This is a genomic window from Chitinophaga rhizosphaerae, from assembly GCF_003958645.1.
Classification (GTDB): domain Bacteria; phylum Bacteroidota; class Bacteroidia; order Chitinophagales; family Chitinophagaceae; genus Chitinophaga; species Chitinophaga rhizosphaerae.
On record NZ_RXLO01000003.1, the window covers coordinates 512,980 to 534,848 of the forward strand.

The 21,869-nt window shown below is 48.2% G+C and carries 22 protein-coding genes and 1 tRNA gene; 9 read left to right on the top strand and 14 right to left on the bottom strand.

Annotated features, from left to right (window positions below):
- The first annotated feature begins 1 nt into the window (after position 1).
- From EJ361_RS09185 to EJ361_RS09195, 3 genes are all read left to right on the top strand, one after another.
- Positions 2-496, top strand: a complete 495-nt coding sequence (locus tag EJ361_RS09185; RefSeq protein ID WP_164714143.1) for an RNA polymerase sigma factor — start codon at positions 2-4, stop codon at positions 494-496.
- Between the two features lie 207 nt (positions 497-703).
- The gene (locus tag EJ361_RS09190; RefSeq protein ID WP_164714144.1) at positions 704-4,294 is read left to right on the top strand and encodes a SusC/RagA family TonB-linked outer membrane protein; all 3,591 of its coding nucleotides are present in this window, start codon (positions 704-706) and stop codon (positions 4,292-4,294) included.
- 2 nt (positions 4,295-4,296) lie between these two features.
- The gene (locus EJ361_RS09195) at positions 4,297-5,691 is read left to right on the top strand and encodes a RagB/SusD family nutrient uptake outer membrane protein (RefSeq protein ID WP_126245191.1); all 1,395 of its coding nucleotides are present in this window, start codon (positions 4,297-4,299) and stop codon (positions 5,689-5,691) included.
- Here EJ361_RS09195 and EJ361_RS09200 read toward each other — a convergent pair whose 3' ends face one another.
- From EJ361_RS09200 to EJ361_RS09210, 3 genes are all read right to left on the bottom strand, one after another.
- Positions 5,692-5,961, bottom strand: coding sequence for a hypothetical protein (locus EJ361_RS09200; RefSeq protein WP_126245192.1), 270 nt, complete (start codon positions 5,959-5,961; stop codon positions 5,692-5,694). It abuts the gene before it with no gap.
- A 263-nt stretch (positions 5,962-6,224) separates the two neighbouring features.
- Positions 6,225-6,671 carry a MauE/DoxX family redox-associated membrane protein gene (locus EJ361_RS09205; RefSeq protein WP_126245193.1) on the bottom strand — a complete coding sequence of 149 codons (447 nt, stop codon included), beginning with the start codon at positions 6,669-6,671 and terminating at the stop codon, positions 6,225-6,227.
- Between the two features lie 194 nt (positions 6,672-6,865).
- Complete coding sequence (locus tag EJ361_RS09210) at positions 6,866-7,807, bottom strand: helix-turn-helix domain-containing protein (RefSeq protein WP_164714145.1); 942 nt, start codon at positions 7,805-7,807, stop codon at positions 6,866-6,868.
- A 581-nt stretch (positions 7,808-8,388) separates the two neighbouring features.
- On the opposite strand from EJ361_RS09210, the gene EJ361_RS09215 reads away from it, so the two are divergent.
- A complete protein-coding gene (locus EJ361_RS09215) occupies positions 8,389-8,985 on the top strand; it encodes a hypothetical protein (protein WP_126245195.1) in 597 nt (198 codons plus the stop codon).
- Here the strand turns inward: EJ361_RS09215 and EJ361_RS09220 are convergent.
- Positions 8,982-9,353, bottom strand: coding sequence for a winged helix-turn-helix transcriptional regulator (locus EJ361_RS09220; protein WP_109693981.1), 372 nt, complete (start codon positions 9,351-9,353; stop codon positions 8,982-8,984). The genes EJ361_RS09215 and EJ361_RS09220 overlap by 4 nt on opposite strands.
- Before the next feature lie 142 nt (positions 9,354-9,495).
- Here EJ361_RS09220 and EJ361_RS09225 point away from each other — a divergent pair, with 142 nt between their 5' ends.
- Both EJ361_RS09225 and EJ361_RS09230 read left to right on the top strand, forming a co-directional pair.
- Positions 9,496-10,068, top strand: coding sequence for a YceI family protein (locus tag EJ361_RS09225; RefSeq protein ID WP_126245196.1), 573 nt, complete (start codon positions 9,496-9,498; stop codon positions 10,066-10,068).
- Between the two features lie 152 nt (positions 10,069-10,220).
- Positions 10,221-10,844 (top strand): redoxin domain-containing protein, encoded by a 624-nt coding sequence (locus EJ361_RS09230; RefSeq protein ID WP_126245197.1) that lies wholly within the window; start codon positions 10,221-10,223, stop codon positions 10,842-10,844.
- A gap of 3 nt (positions 10,845-10,847) precedes the next feature.
- On the opposite strand, the gene EJ361_RS09235 is transcribed toward EJ361_RS09230, so the two are convergent.
- Both EJ361_RS09235 and EJ361_RS09240 read right to left on the bottom strand, forming a co-directional pair.
- Positions 10,848-11,324: an acyl-CoA thioesterase gene (locus tag EJ361_RS09235; RefSeq protein WP_126245198.1), complete on the bottom strand. Its 477-nt coding sequence runs from the start codon at positions 11,322-11,324 to the stop codon at positions 10,848-10,850.
- A gap of 3 nt (positions 11,325-11,327) precedes the next feature.
- Entirely contained in the window at positions 11,328-11,693 is a 366-nt protein-coding gene (locus EJ361_RS09240) for a thermonuclease family protein (RefSeq protein WP_164714146.1), read from the bottom strand.
- 315 nt (positions 11,694-12,008) lie between these two features.
- Here EJ361_RS09240 and EJ361_RS09245 point away from each other — a divergent pair, with 315 nt between their 5' ends.
- Entirely contained in the window at positions 12,009-13,112 is a 1,104-nt protein-coding gene (locus tag EJ361_RS09245) for a glycoside hydrolase family 88 protein (RefSeq protein ID WP_126245200.1), read from the top strand.
- Positions 13,113-14,372, top strand: coding sequence for a DUF2264 domain-containing protein (locus EJ361_RS09250; RefSeq protein ID WP_126245201.1), 1,260 nt, complete (start codon positions 13,113-13,115; stop codon positions 14,370-14,372).
- Positions 14,373-14,550: 178 nt separating this feature from the next.
- Here the strand turns inward: EJ361_RS09250 and EJ361_RS09255 are convergent, their stop codons facing one another.
- From EJ361_RS09255 to EJ361_RS09270, 4 genes are all read right to left on the bottom strand, one after another.
- The gene (locus EJ361_RS09255; protein ID WP_126245202.1) at positions 14,551-16,884 is read right to left on the bottom strand and encodes a hypothetical protein; all 2,334 of its coding nucleotides are present in this window, start codon (positions 16,882-16,884) and stop codon (positions 14,551-14,553) included.
- The gene (locus tag EJ361_RS09260) at positions 16,850-17,836 is read right to left on the bottom strand and encodes a hypothetical protein (RefSeq protein WP_126245203.1); all 987 of its coding nucleotides are present in this window, start codon (positions 17,834-17,836) and stop codon (positions 16,850-16,852) included. Before EJ361_RS09260 ends, EJ361_RS09255 begins: the two co-directional genes overlap by 35 nt.
- A gap of 140 nt (positions 17,837-17,976) precedes the next feature.
- Positions 17,977-18,492: a class I SAM-dependent methyltransferase gene (locus EJ361_RS09265; RefSeq protein ID WP_126245204.1), complete on the bottom strand. Its 516-nt coding sequence runs from the start codon at positions 18,490-18,492 to the stop codon at positions 17,977-17,979.
- Positions 18,493-18,512: 20 nt separating this feature from the next.
- A complete protein-coding gene (locus EJ361_RS09270; RefSeq protein ID WP_126245205.1) occupies positions 18,513-19,025 on the bottom strand; it encodes a hypothetical protein in 513 nt (170 codons plus the stop codon).
- A gap of 139 nt (positions 19,026-19,164) precedes the next feature.
- On the opposite strand from EJ361_RS09270, the gene EJ361_RS09275 reads away from it, so the two are divergent.
- Positions 19,165-19,238, top strand: a tRNA-Asp gene (locus tag EJ361_RS09275).
- Positions 19,239-19,494: 256 nt separating this feature from the next.
- On the opposite strand, the gene EJ361_RS09280 is transcribed toward EJ361_RS09275, so the two are convergent.
- The 4 genes from EJ361_RS09280 to EJ361_RS09295 form a co-directional block, all read right to left on the bottom strand.
- A complete protein-coding gene (locus EJ361_RS09280) occupies positions 19,495-20,181 on the bottom strand; it encodes a homing endonuclease associated repeat-containing protein (RefSeq protein ID WP_126245206.1) in 687 nt (228 codons plus the stop codon).
- Between the two features lie 51 nt (positions 20,182-20,232).
- Complete coding sequence (locus tag EJ361_RS09285; protein WP_126245207.1) at positions 20,233-20,655, bottom strand: DUF2971 domain-containing protein; 423 nt, start codon at positions 20,653-20,655, stop codon at positions 20,233-20,235.
- 108 nt (positions 20,656-20,763) lie between these two features.
- Positions 20,764-20,982, bottom strand: coding sequence for a hypothetical protein (locus EJ361_RS09290; protein ID WP_126245208.1), 219 nt, complete (start codon positions 20,980-20,982; stop codon positions 20,764-20,766).
- Between the two features lie 359 nt (positions 20,983-21,341).
- Positions 21,342-21,854, bottom strand: coding sequence for a hypothetical protein (locus EJ361_RS09295; RefSeq protein WP_126245209.1), 513 nt, complete (start codon positions 21,852-21,854; stop codon positions 21,342-21,344).
- Between the last annotated feature and the right edge of the window lie 15 nt (positions 21,855-21,869).

The following is a 21,869-nucleotide window of genomic DNA, read 5'->3' on the forward strand; positions in this document are numbered from 1 at the left end:
AATGCTGGCATTGGTCCGTGATTTGTTCGCACAACATCGCAAGGCGTTGATTGTGGAAGCTACGCTTATTCTGAAAAATATCTGGGAGGCGGAAGATGTGGTGCAGGATACGTTCGAAGTGATTTTGAAAGGCGGCCACCTGAGCAAGGTGGAGCCGGATAAATACCATGCTTACCTGTACCGTGCGGTGCGCAACAATTGTTTGAGCACACAGCGGAAGGCGGTGGCGGATAAGCGTAAGAAAGACCGTTTCGAGGAAACGGAGCCCAGGTTCGAGCCCGGCGAGATGCTGGAGGCCTGGGATACGCGTCAGCGTTTACGCGATGCGGTGAAAGCATTGCCGGAGCAAAGGCGGTTAGCGTTCGAGAAAACGTACCTGGAAGGGAAACCGCACCGGCAAGTGGCGCTGGAAATGGAGCTGAAATTGGAAACCGTGAAAAGCCACATCAAGATTGCGCTGAAAAACCTGCGCGATCGCCTCAAACACCTGCGATAAATTGCCCTTATGGTTGGGCCTGTCATCTACACAAACTTGTTAGCATGCTTGGACAAAAACAAAAATCCTATTTTTGACAATAGGATTTTTGTTCATTTTATGAGACAACCCCCGGTTTCCCACATGGTCCATCTCCATGTTAAGTACCCCGGAGTCTGCTGCCAGAACGAACGAAGTACAAACAACCAAAATTTGTAAATGATTCGCATGGGGAAAATTGCAGCGATTCTGGTCCACACCTTATTGGTTACCATGTTTTTGAGCGTGGGCAGTCCTTCACGCGCCCAACAGGAGCCGCCACCGCCTCCGCAAGACGTTCCCAAAGCGCTGACTTTCACCTTGTCGGGCACCTTTACCGTCGGGGAGATCTTCGACCAGTTGCACCGGCAGACCAATATTTACATCAATCGCAATCATTCGATCATCGATTTTACCCGGAAGCTGACGGTGCATTTCCGCAGTACGCCTATCCGCGAGGTAATGGATAAAGTATTGGGCGATCTGCCGATCGACTGGATGATCACCGGGCTCGATATTGTGTTATTCCCTAGCGCCAACCCGGTGCGGTTGAAGGAGGAGACGATCACCGTCACCGGATTGGTGATGGATAATGACGGGGTGGTGTTGCCAGGCGTCACGATCATGGTGAAAGGAGAGCCCAAGGGCGGGGTCACTAACGGGGAAGGACGGTTCCGGATCGAGAAGGTGCTACCGAAATCGACTTTGGTGATCAATTCCATCGGGTTTTTGAGCCGCCAGTACCGGTTAGACGGGGAGCGGAAGGTGACTTTCATTTTGGAGCCGGCGGTTTCGCAGATAGAGCCTGTGGAGGTAACGGCGAACACGGGGTACCAGGTGCTGAAGAAGAAGGAGACGCCGGGGACTTATACGGTGATTGATAGCCTACTAATTAATAGACCAGTCAGTCCAAATATTCTTGACCGTTTAGAAGGACTTGGAAGCGGGATGTTAACATTTCGTACACCAGGGATGATTAATTGGTTTCCAAAAATGCCAGATGGAGCTGATGTCGGATTTTACATTCGCGGATTCAATACAATTTCTCCCAATAGGGTAAATCCAAATCCGCTGATTATTTTGGACAACTTCCCCTATGAAGGAAATTTGACGAACATCAATCCAAACGACATTGCTTCTATTACCATATTAAAGGATGCCGCAGCAACAAGTATTTGGGGAGCTAGAAGTGCAAATGGTGTAATCGTATTGACGACGAAACGAGGAAAGTATGTGGAAAAGATGAAAATCGACTTCAATATGAGCATGACTTTAGGATTGAAGCCAAATTTGAACGATGATATTCATTTTATTGAATCAAAGGATTATGTTGAAATGGAACGTTCGCTTTTTACAAAAGGATTTTATGACCAGGACATTAATAACACTTTTAATAGGCCAGCACTTTCACCGGTTGTTTCACTAATGCAAAAGAACAAGAATGGTGATATATCATTGAGGGAGCTAGATACTCAATTAAATGAGTTGAAAAAGAATGATGTTAGACGTGATTTTTCAAAGTATTCCTATCGTAATTCTCTAGGAGAACAGTATTCCATAGGTATCAGAGGCGGTACAAAGGATTTTACTTATTACTTATCGCTGGGTCATGATAGAAATCGGACAAAACTGGTAAATAATTATCAAAATAGGACCAGTATTATCTACAACAATTTTATAAAGCCAACTAAAAATCTAGAAATCAACGCCTACATAAACTATACCCAGAACAATCTGCAGAATGGGAATGTCGTAATGTTTAGAAGTTTGCAAAGCCGAAACGGGAAGTTTACCGAGCTTTATCCTTATGCAAGTTTTAGTAATAATCAAAATGAAAAGGTTCCGATTGTTAAAGACTTTAATGTCGAATATACAGATAGTCTGCAGAAACTCGGTTTTCTGGATTGGAACTATTATCCACTTGATGAAATTGGGAATAAGAGCAATAAGATCACTTTGCAAAATCTTATATTGAGAGCATCCATTACGTATAATTTTTTGAAACGATTTAAGGCGAATTTATCATACCAAAATCAACGCCAAATTATAAGTAGTAATTATTACTTTGACGCTGAATCATATTTTGTAAGGGATCTAGTAAATACTTTCTCGACTTTTAATCCAATTACTAAAAAGGTCACACAACAGTTACCTAATGGAGGTATTATGATTTTAGGTGATTTTGATTGGAGAGCAAATAATCTTCGGACGTCGCTAGAATTTGCTCACAAGATTAGGCGACATGCGTTTAGGTTATTAGTCGGGAGCGAGCTAAGGGAACTAAAAGCAGATGGATCAGAACGAGCGCAAGCTGGGTACAATGATATTAATGGAATTCCAGTAACAAACATAAATCCTAACGTTTCGTACCCTATAACTCCTAATGGGTTAAGCAAATTTAATAATTACCTGGATTTTGATGGCTTTGCATCGAGTTTATTAAATCGGTACATTTCTTATTATTCTGTGGCTGACTATAATCTGGATCAGAAGATTGAAATTAACTTAGTGGCGAGACGGGACGGAGCGAATCTTTTTGGTGCTCGTACTAACCATAAGTTTTCACCGTTTTGGTCTGTCGGTGGAGGCTGGGCTATTGATAAGGAGGAATTTTGGAATGTTGAGACAGTTAATAGGTTGAAAGTCCGGGCTTCAATTGGGACAGGTGGAAACGTTTATCATGGGGCTGCATACCTTACAGTCCGAAAGAATCCAGATCTTGATCCGCTTACTGGCCTACCAACTAGCGTAATTTCGAATCCTCCTAACGAGGATTTAAGATGGGAGAGAACAAAAATGAAAAATGTGGGGATAGAAATTGCATTATTCAATAATCATATTGAGGCAAGTTTTGACCTTTTTAGCAAACGGAGCACTGATTTGGTGCAACGATTTGATCTAGCGCCACAAACAGGGTTTACAAATGCACAGCTAAATTCTGCACAAAGCAAAACAAGAGGTGGAGAAGTATCAATTGAAGGCAATTGGAAACCTAGTAAAACGACAAGATGGCGGCCAAGATTTAATTTATCTTGGTTTTCGGATAAGTTATTAGAGTATGATCAACAACCTATCAGGCAAACTATAATTTTATTGGACGCCAGGAACAATATGTTAAGAGTGGAGGGAAAATCCTCGAAAGGTATGTACAGTTATAAATGGGCTGGACTTGATCCCAAGACAGGCGATCCCCAAGGATATCTTGATGGCCAAGTTAGCAAAAACTATAGCGGAATTCTCAATAATTTTCATACGGATTCCTTAGTGTACCATGGGTCGGGAGTTCCATTAATTTTTGGGACATTCATGAATGACGTATCATACAAACATTGGACACTGTCATTTACTTTGGCTTACAAATTTAAGTACTATTTCCGGAGACCAGGAATGCCAACGAGCTATGTAAATCTTTTGAAGGTACCTCATGAGGATTATGTAAAAAGGTGGAAGCAGCCAGGTGATGAACGATTTACAAGTGTTCCTTCATTAAGTTTTTCAATTGATGATTTACGCTACCAGTTCTATCAGAAATCTGAAGTCTGGGTTGAAAAAGCTGATAATATTAGATTGCAAGATATTAGAGTATCGTATGTTGTTAGTAAAATGGGCAATAGTAAATCAATTTTTAAGCATGTTGAATTCTATTCCTATTTAAACAATATTGGAATTCTTTGGAGAGCAAATAAACTAGGTTTGGATCCAGACGTGCAGTATTCAGCAGTCCTAGAAAGTTATCCGCTGAAATTATCAGTTTCCATTGGAACAATGCTAAAATTCTAGCTATGAAGCTACATAATCCGTTATTGCTGCTTGTATTAATCTTGTTGGTCCTTGCTGGCTGTAAGAAGCAAAACGAATGGCTGGAAGAACCTAGAACGAAGGATGATGTTGTCATTAAGTCCATTAGGGATTTACAAGAACTATTAAATAATACTTCAGTTTTTAACCTATCAATACCTGCGTCCGGACTAATTGGGACTGATAATATCTGGGTAAGGGAATCAGAATTAGTTAAGGTACCAGCGGTTGAAAAAAATTCCTATTTATGGAGAAGTGATATATATGAGGGGCAGGCCTCTAATGATTATTTCACTGCTTACAAAGGGGTTTTGTATGCAAATATCGTATTGGAGTATGCAGATAGATTAAAAGGTGAAGCTTCTAATCCATCTGAGTTCGATGAGGTTAAAGGACAAGCATACTTTTATCGGGCGTACATGTATAGCGAAATAGTAAACTTATTTTGTAAGCCCTACGATATGGCTACGGCGGCAAATGACCTTGGTATATGTATTAAATTAAGTGCGGATGTAAATGAAATTGCGCAACGATCAACCGTTCAAGCAAGCTATGATCAAATAATTTCTGACGCTCTGGCGTCATCAAGGTTACTATCGTCTAAGTCTCTTTTTAAGACACAACCAACAAAAATTGCGTGTTGGGGGTTACTTTCACGAGTTTATCTAAATATGGGAAACTATGAGAAGTCGCTCACATTTGCAGATTCAGTTTTGAAGTATAACGCAGAGATTATTGATTTCAATATTGTACCCTCACTTAATTTACCATATAGATTTCCGGATTTTAAATCGGTAAATAGTGAAATAATTTGGTATGCAGAGGCCAATGGATACGCCTTAGTTTTTCCAAATGAGGTTCCTGGATTCAGTGGGGTGGATACAATTTTATACAAAGCATATGATGACAACGACCTAAGGAAGGTCTATTTTTATAAGAAATTGGATCAATCCTTGGTAAAGTTTTTGGGTGGTTATACCGGTAAGGACAGGAATTTTTCAGGTATTGCTGTGAATGAGATTCTTTTAATCCGAGCGGAATGTTTGATTCGGTTAAATCGTATTGAAGAAGGGCTCGTAGACTTGAACAGCTTGTTAGCGCGTCGCTTTAGAAAAGGAACCTATGTCGATTTCGAAACCTCGGATAGTGAGGTCGCTCTTGATAAGGTACTTTTGGAAAGAAGGAAGGAGTTGCCATTTACAGGACAGATAAGGTGGCAAGATCTAAGACGTACCAATTTGGAGCCTAGACTTGCCACTTCAATATTTCGAAAGGTTAGTTCAGAAGTTATTGAGCTTAAGCCCAATGATCCTAAGTATGTATTCCCCTTCCCTCAAATTGAAATTGACAAAGCAGGAATTGTACAAAACCCCAGGTGATTAGAAATAAGTGCTAAGAATAAATGCTTGTGACGGCGCGACAGGATGCCCAACTGGAAGGCCATTTTCTGTGCTGAATGTACAAACATAGTCGTAATCTTGACCTCCAGTACAAAACATAGCAGGACTACTTGATGCTGTATAATAGAAGCTGGCAGATTGTGAGGTATTGGGTGCACAATAATAAGTTTGGCTATACCTCCCCCCATACGCCTGAACACCACCAATTAATAACGCGATTGCAATTAAGCCAATTTTAAGCTTTTTCATAATAAAACGGTTTTGTGAGATCAATACGATTTTTTAAATTTTAGATGCTGACAAGTAAATAAGACAATACAATACGTGATTAAGAAACGAGACAAAAAAACATTACGCGATTAAACAAGAGACAAGAATCAATACGTAACAAAAAAGCGATACTTCAAGCGCAGACCATTTTCATAGTCTATCTACTTCAGACGCTGCGAATAAATATTAAAGGGAAGGGGAAAGTTGGCGAAAACAGAAAGAAGAAAACGTTGTGTGTAGCTTCAGGATAGCTGTACCTCCGAAGGAGTTATATCACTTTGCGGCTTGTTAACCTGAAAGATGGCATATACAGTAACTGTCAAGATTGCAATGTTGAAGATGAGATGCTCCGTCCAGCCGAAATGCTTCACAATGCCGGCGCAACTACATGGAATATGCGAAAATACGTGCAGCTGGATCATCCCGATATACACGCTGAAAGCCCCCAGCAGCCCGGCCCCCATCCACAATCCCCACTTCACCGTTCTCCCGGAAATCATTAACGCGGCAATAACAAATTCCAGTAAGGGCAACCCCCAGGCCAACGGCTCCGCGAACATATCGTCGAACGGTTGCTCCCGTAACCGGAACCTCCATAAACTGATGTCCGCCAACTTCACCACGGCGGCATATATCCAGAATAAAAACAGGAAAAATATAATACCCTCAAGCAGCCTCTTGTGCTTCATAGATACATAATTAACGACGGTTATCAGATGCTAGTCCTATCTCGTGTAGACATTCTTCAGCGGAGCATGAATCGTGTTGGTCTGTTGTGCATTCTCATGTCGTTCATGCTTCTGTATGTAAATCTACTCTTCTAATTTTATTTTCCAACCACCAAATTGACGGATTTCTTTGCATTTTTTTCATCCGTACAATTTTATTCCCTTCGAACATTCATCGGCGGCTGCTGGTAATAATGCGCGAACACCCGCGAAAACCCCGCTGCCGACTCATATCCCACTTCCCACGCGATCTCCTGCACCGGAAGCCCCGTCTGCGTCAGCAATTTACGTGCCTTGTCTAACCGCAGATCACGGATGTAATCGCACAAATGCTGGTGGAACACCCTGTAATATCCCCGCCGCAACTGCGTGGGCTGTATCTCGAAACGCTTTGCCAGGTGCTGGATCGACAACTTCTTATCAATGTTTTCGGCGATATAGCTCTTCACATTGTTAAGCGTTTGGTAATCGCGATGGTACACCGCCAGGTCTTCCGCACGGAAACTCACACCTGCCTGGCCGAGTGAACGGAACAGCAGGCCGAGCAGCAACACCTGGCGCTTCAGCCGCCAGATATCGCCTTCCATCCCGCGCTGGTAAAGGCCCTGGAGCTGCTCCAGGTCTAACGGGCCGAGGAGCACGCGGTCCGGTTCCTCATGCGGGAACGCGATGGATTCTTCTTGCACCAGCGATTGCATCGACGGGGAAAAGAACAGGAATAGAAAACGATGTTTGCCTTCCGGTAATTCCAGCCGGTGCGTGCTGGGCTGCAGGTTGAAAATCTGGAAACTGTTGGGCTCCAGTTCCAGCGCGCCCCGGCCACGGGTGTGCAGCCAGGCAGTACCGTTTAGATTGTACATGGCCACAGTGGCGGTAGTGGCAAGGAGGACCGACAGGATTTGGGTTTCCGCCTGCGCTGTTTCGTATACCCAGGCATGCAGGTACTGATCTGAAAAATACTGGGTGAGAATCTCGCCGCCGGCGTTGCTGTTGTGATTGGCGATGGCTTCTTCGATGAGGCATTCACGGTAGTTCGGCGGAATCTGCATGGTAAAATCATAGTTGGCCCCGTGCAGGATGCCTGCGGTTGTTTTCATTGGCATGGAAATTCTACTTTTTAGTAATGAAATAGGTGTCGTGATATGGTTGTGCGCGACAGATAGCTGTTCGGTTTTTGGGAGCGATGGATGAAACTTCTACTGAAACAATACCGCAGTGGGAAATGTTGTGCCCTGACCCAAATTAGTATGTCATTGGTTCGTCAGCCGAAGCGGGGCCCTTCTGCCCGGGTTCTCTTGTTTTCCGCTGCGGTGTGTTCAAAAAGTTGGCCTGATGAAGGCTGTAAAGGTGGATTTGTTCATTTCCGGTGGATGGATCGCTTCCGGCCGCCTGCGCAATGTCATCCGCTGTTCAGATTTCTGCGGAAGCCGTTCGTGTTGCTTCCGGTGGTGAGTATCTTGTGCGAAGCTATCCGATCTATAGTGAAAACCCCTTAAAGGCCCCAAGCCGTAAGATGCTACACTATATTGTTCGGACGGGCGGAACACCCGTTCACGTAAACGAAAATCAACCGGCACATTCGCAAAAAAGCAGCCATATGGGGCATCCTTAGGGGGTGCCCTTTTTTCATGCTGCAGCTGATCGAAATGAATTATATTTATCGGCATAACCGAAAACCATGAGATCCCGTACTTTATTTTTCCTGTTCCCGCTCCTGGCGCTGAGCGCCCTGGCCGCCGCCCAGAAAATCGACGTTTCCTCCGGCAAGATCGATGCGCTCAAAGGCATCGATACTTTTCAGATCATATATAAATACGATAAACTGATGGTGGGGGATTTGGGAAGAGAATCGAATTATATCCGGAAGAAAAAGGCCGACGCCGAAAATAGGGCCCCCGGCAGCGGATACGCCTGGGAAGAAATGTGGATCGGCGACCGGTCGAAATATTACGAGCCCCAGTTCCTGGAATCCATCCGGAAATTCTCGGAAATAGAGATCGGCGACTATCCCGGCACCCGCTATCAGCTGGTGCTCAGCTCCACCTACATCGAGCCGGGCCAAGGCGGCCTCATCCGGAAATCCGCCAAACTGAAAGGCATCATCACCGTCATCGATACCCAAAACCCGGCCAAACCGCTCGTGAAAATCCAGATCGACGAAGCCACGGGCGAAAGCAATCAGGAAGATAACGGTACCGGCGGCCCCCGGATCGGCGCCGCCTATGCCAAAGCAGGGAAGGAGCTGGGGAACTACCTCCGCCAGCGGCTCGATTAATCGGCTTTCTTCAACTGCCGGCGGATGTTTTCCTTGTGCTGGGTGCCCCATTTGCGGAGCGCGTCCACCACTTCGCCGAGGGTATTGCTGTAATCGGTAATACAATATTCAACCAGCACGGGCGTGGTGTCGTGGACCCGCCGGGTCACGAACCCGTTCAGTTCCAGTTCTTTCAATTCGTGGGAAAGGACTTTCGCCGCGATGCCGGGCACGGTTTTCTGCAGCTCGTTGAAACGCTTGTTGCCCGAACTGAGGGCCACGATGATCGGCAACTTCCATTTTCCGTGCAACACGTACAACGCATCCTGCACCGCCGATAAAGCCGTACAGGTTTCCCATTCTGCCGAAATAGTTTGTAACTTTAACATAACCGGGTCGATCTTTATATCTAATCGAGTAACATTGTCAAACTTACCTCAAAGTAACCGCTTACCTTTAGGTAACTACTAACAAGTTGAAAGCAAATGTACATAAGTTTGCAATCCTGTTAATAACCAAACAGCACACAATATGAAAAAAGTAATGAGCCTCCTGCTGGCAGTCACCGTATCTGTTGGCGCCTTCGCACAATCCTCCTGGAAATCCGACGCAGCGCACTCCCAACTGAAATTCGATGTGCAGCACCTGGGCCTCTCCACCGTATCCGGTTCCTTCACCAAATTCGAAGCAGCAGTAACCGCATCCAAAGCGGATTTCAGCGATGGACAATTCACCCTCACCGCAGAAACGGGTTCTATCAATACCGGCATCGAACAGCGCGATAACCACCTGAAATCCCCCGACTTCTTCGACGCAGCTAATAACGCCACCCTCACTTTCAAGAGCACTTCCCTCAAAAGCGCGGGTAATAATAAATATACCATCACCGGCGACCTCACCCTCCATGGCGTGACCAAACCCGTGACCCTCGAGCTCTGGTACCGCGGCACCATCGAAAACCCGATGAGCAAAAAGCCCACCGCAGGTTTCCGCGTAACCGGCAGCATCAAGCGCAGCGATTTCGGCATCGGCGCCAAATTCCCCGCACAGATGCTGAGCGACGATATCGCCATCTATGCCGACGGCGAATTCGTGAAACAATAAGGAATTTCCCCTTCCCGATATTCAAAAACCCGCCACTACGGCGGGTTTTGTTTTTTCTTAAATAAAAGTCTACAAATGTGGTGGACTAATTGATTTTCTCCCTATCTTTGTATCGTCATCAGAAAATCAGCATCAAAAACCAACCTACGATCATGTTCACTACCAACCGCTATGCAGATTTGCTCCCCTTCCGTTACGAAATCATTTCGACCCGTCCCAAAGACCGTACCCCCATCCAGCCCGTTACTGAAGGATCGGCTTTACCGCTTTCCCATTTGCAGCGGGAAGATTTCATCGTACCATTTTCGTTCCTGGGCGCGGAAGGCGCTTACGTTCCGGGCAGCGAACTGCTGAACCAGCCACTGGTGCTGGCTTTTTATTCCCGCCATTGGAACGGGTATGCACCTGGTTTTGTACGGCAGTTGGAAGATTTGTATGCGGATATCCAGGTGATGGGAGGGCAGTTGCTGGTAGTTTCGGGCGATGAAGTGGAAGCGCTGAAAGCCCTCGGCGCGAAGTTCCCGCTGGCGTACGACAAAGATTACCGCATTGCGAAGAGCGCGGGGATTTATGCGGAAACGGACCCGCTTTGGGCGCGACTGTCCGGTTTCGAGGAAAATGCGCCCTTGCCGGCAACTTACGTGCTCGGCCAGAGCCAGCGCATCGCCTGGGCGTTTACCGACCCCCTGTTCGACCAGCGCATTCCCCGCCGCGAGCTGCTCACGGCCGTTTATACCGCCGGCCAGGCCCAGGCGCTCAGCCGGGCCATTGCGTAAGGCCTAGAGGTAGGGCTTCATTTCATCTTCAATGTTCTTGCGGAGGTCCATCAACCGGTGGGCGTATTTCTCCATACTTTTCTCCTGCTCCGTGCGCGGCGTCCATTTCGGGACGTGCACGGTCTGGCCCTTTTCGTCGATCGCGGCGAATACCATGATGCAGTGGGTCGTTTTCACTTTTTCCTTTTGACGCGGGCTGCCGGCATACACATGAATGGAAATATGCATGCTGGTATTGCCGGTGTAGATGATGGAAGCATCGATTTCTACGAGGTCGCCGATGGCGATGGGCTTGTAGAAGCGGATGCCGCCCACGTAGACGGTCACGCAGTATTGTCCGCTCCAGTTGGCGGCGCAGGTAAACCCGGCCTGGTCGATCCATTTCATCACGGAGCCACCGTGTACTTTGCCACCGAAATTAACGTCGGAGGGTTCGGCGAGGAAGCGGAGGGTTACGGTGTGGGGGGATGATGTTTCCATATATTATAATTGAGCGTGAAACTGTGACGTGCGGCGGTGTTTCTTCCGCCAGTTCCAGGGCGCCATGGGCTGGGGTTGTGCCCAGAGCCCTTTCCGTTCGGTCCGCGCTTGCTGCTGGGCGCGCGCCAGGTCGGGGTTTTTACTGAACTGGGTATAATGCCAGGCAAACCCCGCCGCCACGAGCCGGTGGTTCAGTGAGGTCCCGTCTGGCAGGTAGATTTCCGCCACGATCCTCCCGTACTGGTCCCTGTCTTTCTTCTCCATGCGGACGGTTTTTCCGAAACAAAGATCGGCCGTGTATTGCCGGGATTTCTCCCCGAAGGGCTGCCCCTTCTCCGGCGCATCTACCCCGAAAAGCCGGATGCGCACAGACTTACCGCTTATCAGCATTTCAATCGTATCGCCATCCTTTACCGAAACTACTTTCCCTGTTTGTGCGCTGGTTGCGCAGCCAGTAAATATTAAAAAGAATAATAAAACAAAACGCATGGATGCAATATGTAAAAAAATCCTTGGATAATCCGGATGGCTTCCTATTTTTATGCAAACGTTTGCACGTTTTTAGTTCCATTTACGCGTTTACAGTTTAAATTGTTATTCATGATTTCCACCTTCGGAAAATGGGCCTCCACGCTGGCAATCCTAGCGATGCCGGCCACAGTCCAGGCCCAGTCGAAAAACGACATGCGCCGACTTATTGCCGACAATCTCGATTTCGCCGTGCAGCAGTACCGGGTGCTGCAAGACAGTACGCCGGCGGACCGCATGCCGCGCACCTTCCAGCATGGCCGCTCCGTCACCTCCGACACCGAATGGTGGTGCAGCGGCTTTTATCCCGGAACCCTCTGGTACCTCTACGAATATTCCAAAGACGCCATGGTGAAAGCCGAAGCCGAACGCCGCCTCGCCATCCTCGAAAAGGAAAAACGCTATACCGGCAATCACGACATCGGCTTCATGATCTTCTGCTCCTTCGGCAACGCCTATCGCATCACCGGCGATAAAAAATATAAAGACGTGGTAGACACGGCAGCGGTGTATCAAATCACCCGCTATCGCCCTTCCATCCACTCCATCCAGTCGTGGAACAAAAGCAAGCGCCTCAACTGCCCGGTGATCATCGACAACATGATGAACCTCGAACAATTGCTCTGGGTATCGCAACAGGGTGGCGACAAACGTTTTGCCGACATCGCCGTCACCCACGCCAACACCACGTTGCAAAACCACTACCGCCCCGACCACAGCACGTTCCATATCGTGGATTACGACCTGGAAAAAGGCACCGTGATCCAGAAAGTGAACGGCCAGGGCGCGCACGACACGTCGGCCTGGAGCCGCGGCCAGGCCTGGGGATTGTATGGCTGGACGATCATGTACCGTTTCACCCGGGATCGAAAATATCTCGATCAGGCGCGCCACGTAGCGAAGTTCATCCTTCATCATCCCAACCTGCCGGCCGATAAAATCCCGTACTGGGACTACAACGCGCCGCAAATCCCCACTTCCCGCGATGCTTCCGCCGGCGCCGTCGCCGCATCCGCGCTGCTGGAACTGGGCCAGTATGTCGATAAAAAAGAACGGCAGGAATACGTGTCTGCCGCGGCCACGATGCTGCGGTCGCTCGCATCGCCGGCCTACCGCGCGAAGCTGGGTGAAAACGGCGGATTTATTTTGAAGAACAGCGTAGGGCATTTCCTTGCCAACGGGGAAGTGGATGTGCCGCTGACGTATGCGGATTATTATTTTGTGGAAGGCCTGTTGCGCTATAAAAAATGGTATTTGTAAATGGAGAGAAGGAATTTTTTGAAGTGGACATCGCTTTTCGGTGCGGCGGCCGCCGTGCCGGTGGGCCCGGCCGCTGCGGCTTTGGGGCTTTCGCCTGAAACATTACCGGCACCCGCCGGCGATCGTGCATTTTGGGTGGAACTGTTGCGGAAGATGGCGGCGCCGGTGCTGGGGAACCTCAGTGCAGGAACGCTCCGCAAAAACTGGGAGATGGAATACGCGCCGCAATGGGGCAATCGTGAAAAAACGTCCGCCTGGCTGGAGGCGTTCGGTCGGCTGACGGCCGGCATCGCGCCATGGCTCGCCCTTCCGGACGATGCATCGGCCGAAGGCAAACTGCGCAGCACCCTGCGCGCGCAAATGCTCCATAGCCTCGACCACTGCGTGGACCCCTCCAGCCCGGATTACATGAACTGGTCTGTGGGCGGGCAACCGCTCGTTGACGCCGCGTTCCTCGTACATGGTTTCCTGCGCGCGCCAAAAGCCCTGTGGGAGCCGCTTTCTGCTGCTACCAAGGCGCGGTTCGTGAAAGAATTGCAGCAGTTCCGCCGCTTGGGAGGGTTCAAAAACAACTGGACTTTATTCGCGGGGATCGTGGAGGCGTTTTTGTGCCAAATCGGGGAAGATTACAGGAAAGACCGGATCGATGAGGCGCTCGACAAAACCGCATCTTGGTACAAGGGCGACAGCCAGTACGGCGACGGCCCGTCTTTCCACTTCGACTATTACAATGCATTCGTGATCCAGCCGATGTATGTGGATATTTTGAAAGTGATGGCCGGCAAAAACGAGGCTTACCGTAAAGCGTACGATCTGGCGCTGCGCCGGATGCAGCGGTATGCCGTGATCCTGGAGCGGCAGATTTCCCCGGAAGGCACATACCCGATCGTGGGCCGGTCTGCCACTTACCGGGCGGCGGTTTTTCAGCCGCTGGCGCAACTGGCGCTCACGGGCGAACTGCCGGACGAGCTAACTCCCGCGCAGGTACGCTGCGGTATGACGGCGGTGATGAAACGCCAGTTCAACCACCCCGGCACCTTCGACCGGAAAGGTTGGCTCACGCTGGGTGTGATAGGGCATCAGCCGGGTGTGGCGGATTCCTATTCCAACGCCGGAAGCATGTACCTGGCGGCGGTGGCGCTGCTGCCGTTGGGTTTGCCGGCCAGCCATCCGTTCTGGGCGGCGCCTTTCGCAGACTGGACGATGCGCAAGGCCTGGAAAGGCGAATCGTTCGGGATCGATCACGCCATAAATTTTTAATGTCACGGTTACGCCTAATCGAAACTTTTAATGGCCGAAATGTATTATATTGGATGTGGAATGGCGAGCGCCTCATCGTGCCGCCGTTCTGCATTGTTTATTTAGTAGTAATGATGAAAAAAAACTAGGGCTGGTATTTTCATACCAGCCCATTTTTATGCGTTGATTATCAGGTCGATCATGGCTTTTGGGCCTTCGCGAAATCGCGGAGGTACCCGCATTCCCTGATAATATCCTGGTAGAAGCGCGTGTTTTTGTAACCTGTCTGCAATGCGGGGAAATACGGATTTTGACGGATGGCCTGCATGTGCCATTCCAGTTGCTCGGAATAAGGCAGGTGCTTTTGGGCGCAGCGGGCGGCCAGGAACAGGGCTTTGGCCTTGAATTCCGGATCGGAGGACGCGTCGGCCGCTTTTTTATAATATTCTTCTGCGCGGTAGCAACCGTAATATTCCTTCAGCCAGGGCGTTCTGTCGTACTCCGGCTGCCACCAGTCGGTGCTGGGGCGGTAATCCGCGGCAAGATGGTAGGCTGCGCCGTAATAGGAGAAACTGAAAAGTCCGTTGGCGTATTCGAAATACGTTTCCGGGTTGACTTTCGATTTCTTCATCTCCTTTTCCAGCGACACCATTTTTTCCGCGAACTGCAATTCCGTTACAGGCGTTGCCAATGAGTCGGGATCTGTGTAGCCATAATCCTGCAATTGCGGGCGGAGCGCGAGTTCCGTTTTCCGGCTGCTGCCGCTGCGTTTGAACCATTCCACGGCGTCGGAGAACTGGTGGATGCGCACGTAGCTGATGGCGATGGCTTCGCCCAGCTCGTTTTCCGACAGTTCCAGGCTTTGGTAGAGATACGCTTCGTAGGGCGACTGGTTACGGGCTTTCCGGCCGTTGTACAGCGAGATCATGGCGTTGGTGCTGAGGCTGTCGGTAATATAGTTTTTGGCGGAAACGAACGTCCAGTAATATTGATACGGTTTCACGCGGTCGCGGATGGAAAGGGCGAGGGCCTGGCGAACGGGATCGCCCTGTTTGGCGTAGCGAGGGGCGATGATGAAGTCCATCAGGTTGCGGTACAGCCGGGAATAGAAATCGCCGTCGAGCGATTCGGGTGCGGGATCGTACCAGTATTCGCGATCGGTTTGTTTGGGCAGTTTGGTATCGAGCCAGCGGAGGGAAGGGAGGAGGGCCTGTTCGAAGGGCGCGTCCAGCTTCGGTTGTTCCGCGATGGTCAGCAACAGTTTCACCACTTCGAACTGATCTTTCACGGCCGGCCTCGCCGGGAGGCTTTGTGCGGTGGCGAGGCTGGCGCGGGCGGATTTGAAATCGTGCATGATGTAAGACAGGTACGCGCTGGAAATATGATACAGTGAGGTTTCCTTCACTTTACCTTCTTTCGCGATGCGGTTCACCACGTCGCGGAGGTTTTCCACTTTATCGGGGGCGTATTCGGAAGATTCATAATAGTTTTTGAACAATCCGCTTTCCTTGCCGAGCGCGGCGGTCAGGTAATTTTCTTCCAGCTTCGCGATCTCCCGGCTGAGGAGTACTTCCAGCAGCGGGTGTTTCGGGTCGTGGGCGTAGGTTTGTTCCAATCCCTGCGGATAATAATCCGTTTGCCGCATGGCGTAAATGGCGGTGATGGTGCCTTTTTCGTACGGGGTTTTACAAAGTTGCAGCACGCTGTTTTCGTAAACGCCGGCCCATTTCATGTTGAGGAAGGCCAGCCTGCGCTGGCTGGGCACTTTATCGAAAATCTGTGAGAAGAGGTAGGCGCTCTGCGCTTTCTTGCCCGTGCGCATGAGGGCGCCGGCTTTCAGGGCGAGGGTGCGGTAGTGGATGAGCGATTCGCCTTTCAGCGGGGCTGCAAGGGAATCGTAATATTGGAGCGCCTGGCTGTAGTTCTTCGCGAAGTGGGCCATGCGTACCGACTGGAAAGCATATCGCTCGCGGATCTGCGGGTTTTGGGCGGCGCGGTACAATTGCATCCCGTTTTTCGCCAGGCGTAGCATGACGGCGGAGTCGCGCTTAGGTTCCTCCCAAGCGTTGTCGGAACCGGAATTGGCTTCACATTGCTTGGCGTACATGAGGTAGCCGAGCGTTTCGCGGTCTTTCGATTCCAGGAAATATTTCGTCAGCCCGTTTTTCTGTACACTGTCCGGCAGTTGCAGCGGCTGATTTTTTTCGATATGATTGTACAGCGTGCTCATTTGCGGCCGGGAGTAAGTGTAGATGAATTCGGTCAGGTCATCTTTCGTCACTTTCCCGTTGAAAAACGCGCCCCATTCCTGCAGGTTCAGTGTTTGTTCCGGTGTTTCCGCGGCATAATAATCCGTGAGCGCGGTGTAATAAAAGGGTTCGAATCCCGGCTTTTCGGCGAGGTTGGGGTTGAACATCGAGGTGTAATAATCGTAGGGGTCGGCTTCTCCGCCGCACGACCATACATAGGCCGCGCCTGCCAGCGTCATCGCCAGGGCGCTACCCGAATAGACGGTAAATCGTTTCCAGTTCATGGAGGTCATATTTTTTGAGAATTCCAGGTTCGAGATGATAGAATATGATGGTGGGCTCGCCGGGCTGGCGCTGGTCAGACAGCTGGCTGGCGGCCTTTTTCAAAACATCCGGCGGGCTGTCTTCGTGCCGGATCACATCTCCGGGATGCAGCCGTACGCCGCCGATGGCCGTGTCTTTCACAACGGTGTAGCTGAATTCGCCCGCGGGCCGGAACACCTGTTCGTTTTGCAGCGGCATGTTGCGCGTGAGGCCGGCGTATCGCCCTTTCCGGAAAAGCACGTCCCATTCGAAGAGCGGCAACGCGAAGTCGAGCGGCAGCGGATAGGTGGAGATGCGGTCTTTGCCGGTATAAGCGCGTAAGGTGTTGAGATCGATGATGGAGTTGTGGTCGCCGGGTTTTCGGAGGTCGCCCATATTGTAGCACATCAGTAAACCTTTATCAACCGGCGGGACCCCGCTGCCGGCGGAGTATTTCACCTGGTGGAGGCGGATGGTGGCAGACAGCTGGCGGTTTTGGAAGAAAGGTTCCCGGCGGATGGCGCGGAGGAAATCGAAATACGGTTCGCGGGTGCTGCGGGTCCAATCGCAATCGAGCTGGATTTCCGGGATACGTTCCTGCGGGATATTGCGGCAAACCTGTTCGAGGAGCTCCGCGGTCCGCCGCGCGATTTCAATGGTAAAATTACTGTCTTGCCGTTGCCAGACTTCGTTCATGATAAACACGACGGGGATGATGCGCGCGCTGTCCGGGAACGGGGCGCGAAGGTCTGTGATGGCTACCGGTACGGCGTTGCCCGCTTGCCGGTCGATGTCGAAGCACTTCACGTAGAGCTTTGTAACGCCGAGTTTTTGCAACGCCTGCGATTCGCCGGGGGCGGGCTCGTACCGCTGTTTCCAGTGGTAGAACGCCCGGTGCGTTTCGCGGGGTTGGTGGCAGGCGAAGGCCGCCATCAGAAGGGGTAACCATATATATCGGTGTATCGGCATCCGCTGCAAATATCGGAAAACAGCCATAGAATAAAATCAGTGGAATCAGGGATATTCTGTAAAGGTGCGTTCAGCGAGTGGCGGTTGTGTTGTGGTGTATGGGATTATTGGCGGGCGTATTCATGCCAGGCCGAGTAAAGTTGCGCCCGTCCGAATTTCGATGGCATGGTGTGGATTTTTTGCAGCGGATGCAAGCCCAGGTCGCGCAGCAGCGCCTGCAAGGTGGAAAAGCTGAGGGGGAAGGGTACCCAGGGATTGGGTGTGTCGGTATCGTATTCCACGAAGAGAAGAATGCCTCCCGGCAACAGATGCTTCGCCGCGCGACGAAGAAACGCATGCTGGTCCTGTACGAAATGCAGTGAATTGGCCATGAGGATGCCATTGAGGGGCGGGAACGGCCATTCTTCGGTTACGAAATTCATGATTTGCGGCACGATGCCGGGCGATTTCGGCGGCGTGGTGTCGCGGTCTACGGCGTAGACCTGGCTGTTGGCGGGGAGTTGGCGGAGGAGGGCTTGGGAAAACAGGCCTTGTCCGGCGCCGAGGTCGGCCCAGGTTTGTGGTTCGGTGGAGGCGGGGTGCGGTAGCCGGATGAGGCGGAGGGCTTCTTCAGCGGTCATATTGGTGAAGGATGGAACGGTTATTCGGGATTGATGGCGATGATGCGGTAGCCTTCGGGGAGTTGCGCGAACCAGATGCGTCCGCCGGCGATCATGGCGCCCTGGGCGTTGCGGAAGATGCGGTCGAGCCGGAGGGTGTCTATGGCTTTTTTGAGGGAGGGGTCGAATACCTGTTGATATTGGGAGGTGAAGTCGGTGGCGGAGGGGTAGTGGCGAAGGGGGAACCGGATGACGGCGGCGATGCTGTCTGCCTGGTTTTGCCGGACCCAGGATTTAAACCGGGCGATGAATTGTTTGAAATCTGCGGGGTCTTCGAACCCTGCGTTTTCCCAGCTGGTGGGGATGGATCCGTCATCGAACACGGAGTCGGGCGTCAGGATTTGGGTGGTGGTGACGTTAATGGCGGGAGGGGGCGCCACGGGTACGAGGTCTTTGACGTCATTGACGATGGAGGAGTCTTGAGCTGGGGGCTTTGCGGCCTGGTTGCAGGATGCGAAAATGGCGAGGAGGGTTATGGGGAGGAGGTTTTTCATATATCACGGATTGAGCATGAATGAAATTAGCCAATTCCGGTCGAAAAAAAATTCGGGTAAAAGATTTGCGTTTATGGGAATTTTGTCCTTATCTTTGCAATCCCAAAACGGAACAGCCTTCGGGTTTTTTGTAGGGAATGGATCGGTAGTTCAGTCGGTTAGAATGCCGCCCTGTCACGGCGGAGGTCGCGGGTTCGAGTCCCGTCCGGTCCGCACGATTTAGAAGAGACCCGCGCTTGGCGCGGGTTTTCTGTTTTTAGTCGAGTATTTAGTCGAGTTCCCTTTTTGTTTTCAATGATCTTTACTGAGGTTAACAAATGCACATTGAATTTAAGAATTATTCTTCTAATGGAGCTTTTGGAAGAACTCCATGAAATTTATGCTTCCTTCAGTTTAATGGGAAAACCTTCTTAAATTATCCCAGCGGGATCACTGGAAATTTACAAGACCTGCGCGTAGCGCGCGTAGATTAGTATTCCAAGTTGCTTTTGGCGAGATTATGTACATCACATAATACCTGAAGATTTTCAAGGGTTGTTTCCCCTCCTTTAGACCAAGGGGTTACATGATCAAAGTGTATATTTTCTCCTGTTACAGTAATTCCACAAAGCCTGCACCTGTTTCCATCTCTCATTAATACCTGAACTTTTAATCGCTCGCTAGGGAACCTTTTAGTTTTATGCTTAAAAAGCAACTCGGCAGCAGGGGTAGGCTCCGAAGTTGCTTCTTTTGAAGTTTTAATGTCATTATCTATTGTGTCTTCCGAATTAATATATTCAATAAAGGCTTTAAGTGCATTTCTCCATGTTCCAAATTTAGACATGTAGTGACGAACCGAATATTTGGAGGAAGATTTCTGCATGTCCCTAAATACAGGTTGTCTGCCAAGGTCAATCCAGACATGTTCAAGGTTCTTATGTAGCTCTTCTATTGAAACCTCGCGTTGAAGAATAAGCTGTAAACCGGCTTTTTTTAATGCTTTATTCCAACTACCAAATCTAATTCCAATTGTCCCTGACGTATATCTACCGCCATTGTCGTTATACTCTCTTGAGGAAAGTGAATTTGCTCCTAATTTTCCAGCGATACGCTTAATATCTTCCAGCAGTTCTTCATCTGGAATATTCCTATTAAATTCTTTTAGTTGATACTTCATAACGATAAAATATCTTTATTTGAGATGCAAACAACCAAGAATAAGGATCCGTCAATCGTGTTCAACGATTGGATCAAACTTTAATTCTAACTTCACACGCTTAGCCTTTCTATAAGATAACTTTTCATACCCAAATTGATTGCATAAATTGATTACTTCAGATATACTTTCATCACTGCACTTACAGCCAAAAATAACTTCTTTAAGAATCGATTTATTAAAATTATATAATCCTTCTTTCAATGAAAGTAAAAATCGATACTCATTTTCATACTGCCAATCAGGGGCTTTAGTCGAAAACATATTTATCAAAGCTTTCTCCTTATCAGTCAAATAGTTCATTGTTGAAAATTCAGTATATGAAACTTTATTCAAGCCCAATAGCTTGTCTTTGTCGGCAGAAAGAAAAGGTCGAATGCTAGCATCAAATCCGAAGCAAACTCCTTGATGACAATCAGCGTAGTGCGCCCACATTACAATATTATTATATGTTTCTGTAAGGCATAGAACTGAAGTTTTTTCGAATTTGCCTTTATTTGAAAATCTATACGCATCTGGTATTAGATTTGGATTTTTTTCAGCCTAGTCTATTAGCGTTTGCAAAGGAATGTTCAAATTTTGAGCGATTGTTTTTAAATCTTCAGTTACTTCTTTACTGGTGATTTGTTCGATATTATACTCCAGCAAATCTTCACAACAATCAAATGGATCATTGAAATTAGAAGGATGTGTGAATTTGAAGGTTGCGTTTGACAACAAAAGTTTAGCATTCGCTAAGTTGATAAACTTATATAGGATCATAAAAATAGATGATTGTACTATTTACATAATTAAGTAAATTAGTATAAAATGACTTGACATATGAAAGATTTATTAGTGAGATTGAAGACCTTTTTCATCTTTGACCCGCCGGTTAATTACGACACTATAACAAAAACTGTGTAAAGTTTAAAAGTAAAAAAATCGGAGCTCTTACGAACTCCGATTTTATATGTTTACACAATTTTTGTTATAGTGTCGAATATATATAAGTAGAACTACAAAATATATTATTTCATTAATTGAAGTATAATATTAGAATTACTTTTTCTGCTTATTTGCGCAATTCGCAATATTATCTTAGTATTGAAACGTCACGTACACATTGAAAAACGTATTGCCTACTTTAATTCAATAATTACACTATCTCCAAATTGTTTCAAAACGCCGTATGTGTTAAATGCAATTCTATTAGGCGTAAAACTTGCATCCTTTATCGGTGGATTAGTAAAAAAAGCATAATTGTTGTTGATTGGAGTGAATTTATTTGCAGCATCATTTGATTGACATATATATCCCTCCTTTTCTTCGAGGGATCCCATCTGTTCTACCAATCCGATCAACTTATAATCAGGAACGATAACGAGATATTTATAAACTGCATCTTCACCTGATATGTTCAATTCACTTGAAACAATTGAATCATTAAAACTTAAAATTAGTTCGTTAATCACCTGCTCTTTATTATCTTTTTTAGTTCTTAAATATAATTTTGCGGGTATTGATTTACCAGTGTTGCTAACAATTCTATAGCTTGTTACTTCAGGTAGTTTTTTGTAACATTTCATAGTGAATAAATAAAGCAATATAGCAATCACTATTACACTAACAATAATTACGAACTTTAATTTCATGATGACTAAATTAAG

What these genes read in the sequence shown, in the direction of transcription:
- EJ361_RS09185 (WP_164714143.1), top strand. Translation starts at nt 2, where the DNA reads ATGCTGGCATTGGTCCGTGATTTGTTCGCACAACATCGCAAGGCGTTG.
- EJ361_RS09190 (WP_164714144.1), top strand. Translation starts at nt 704, where the DNA reads ATGGGGAAAATTGCAGCGATTCTGGTCCACACCTTATTGGTTACCATG.
- EJ361_RS09195 (WP_126245191.1), top strand. Translation starts at nt 4,297, where the DNA reads ATGAAGCTACATAATCCGTTATTGCTGCTTGTATTAATCTTGTTGGTC.
- EJ361_RS09200 (WP_126245192.1), bottom strand. Translation starts at nt 5,961, where the DNA reads ATGAAAAAGCTTAAAATTGGCTTAATTGCAATCGCGTTATTAATTGGT.
- EJ361_RS09205 (WP_126245193.1), bottom strand. Translation starts at nt 6,671, where the DNA reads ATGAAGCACAAGAGGCTGCTTGAGGGTATTATATTTTTCCTGTTTTTA.
- EJ361_RS09210 (WP_164714145.1), bottom strand. Translation starts at nt 7,807, where the DNA reads ATGAAAACAACCGCAGGCATCCTGCACGGGGCCAACTATGATTTTACC.
- EJ361_RS09215 (WP_126245195.1), top strand. Translation starts at nt 8,389, where the DNA reads ATGAGATCCCGTACTTTATTTTTCCTGTTCCCGCTCCTGGCGCTGAGC.
- EJ361_RS09220 (WP_109693981.1), bottom strand. Translation starts at nt 9,353, where the DNA reads ATGTTAAAGTTACAAACTATTTCGGCAGAATGGGAAACCTGTACGGCT.
- EJ361_RS09225 (WP_126245196.1), top strand. Translation starts at nt 9,496, where the DNA reads ATGAAAAAAGTAATGAGCCTCCTGCTGGCAGTCACCGTATCTGTTGGC.
- EJ361_RS09230 (WP_126245197.1), top strand. Translation starts at nt 10,221, where the DNA reads ATGTTCACTACCAACCGCTATGCAGATTTGCTCCCCTTCCGTTACGAA.
- EJ361_RS09235 (WP_126245198.1), bottom strand. Translation starts at nt 11,324, where the DNA reads ATGGAAACATCATCCCCCCACACCGTAACCCTCCGCTTCCTCGCCGAA.
- EJ361_RS09245 (WP_126245200.1), top strand. Translation starts at nt 12,009, where the DNA reads ATGCGCCGACTTATTGCCGACAATCTCGATTTCGCCGTGCAGCAGTAC.
- EJ361_RS09250 (WP_126245201.1), top strand. Translation starts at nt 13,113, where the DNA reads ATGGAGAGAAGGAATTTTTTGAAGTGGACATCGCTTTTCGGTGCGGCG.
- EJ361_RS09255 (WP_126245202.1), bottom strand. Translation starts at nt 16,884, where the DNA reads ATGAACTGGAAACGATTTACCGTCTATTCGGGTAGCGCCCTGGCGATG.
- EJ361_RS09260 (WP_126245203.1), bottom strand. Translation starts at nt 17,836, where the DNA reads ATGGCGGCCTTCGCCTGCCACCAACCCCGCGAAACGCACCGGGCGTTC.
- EJ361_RS09265 (WP_126245204.1), bottom strand. Translation starts at nt 18,492, where the DNA reads ATGACCGCTGAAGAAGCCCTCCGCCTCATCCGGCTACCGCACCCCGCC.
- EJ361_RS09270 (WP_126245205.1), bottom strand. Translation starts at nt 19,025, where the DNA reads ATGAAAAACCTCCTCCCCATAACCCTCCTCGCCATTTTCGCATCCTGC.
- EJ361_RS09280 (WP_126245206.1), bottom strand. Translation starts at nt 20,181, where the DNA reads ATGAAGTATCAACTAAAAGAATTTAATAGGAATATTCCAGATGAAGAA.
- EJ361_RS09285 (WP_126245207.1), bottom strand. Translation starts at nt 20,655, where the DNA reads ATGTGGGCGCACTACGCTGATTGTCATCAAGGAGTTTGCTTCGGATTT.
- EJ361_RS09290 (WP_126245208.1), bottom strand. Translation starts at nt 20,982, where the DNA reads ATGATCCTATATAAGTTTATCAACTTAGCGAATGCTAAACTTTTGTTG.
- EJ361_RS09295 (WP_126245209.1), bottom strand. Translation starts at nt 21,854, where the DNA reads ATGAAATTAAAGTTCGTAATTATTGTTAGTGTAATAGTGATTGCTATA.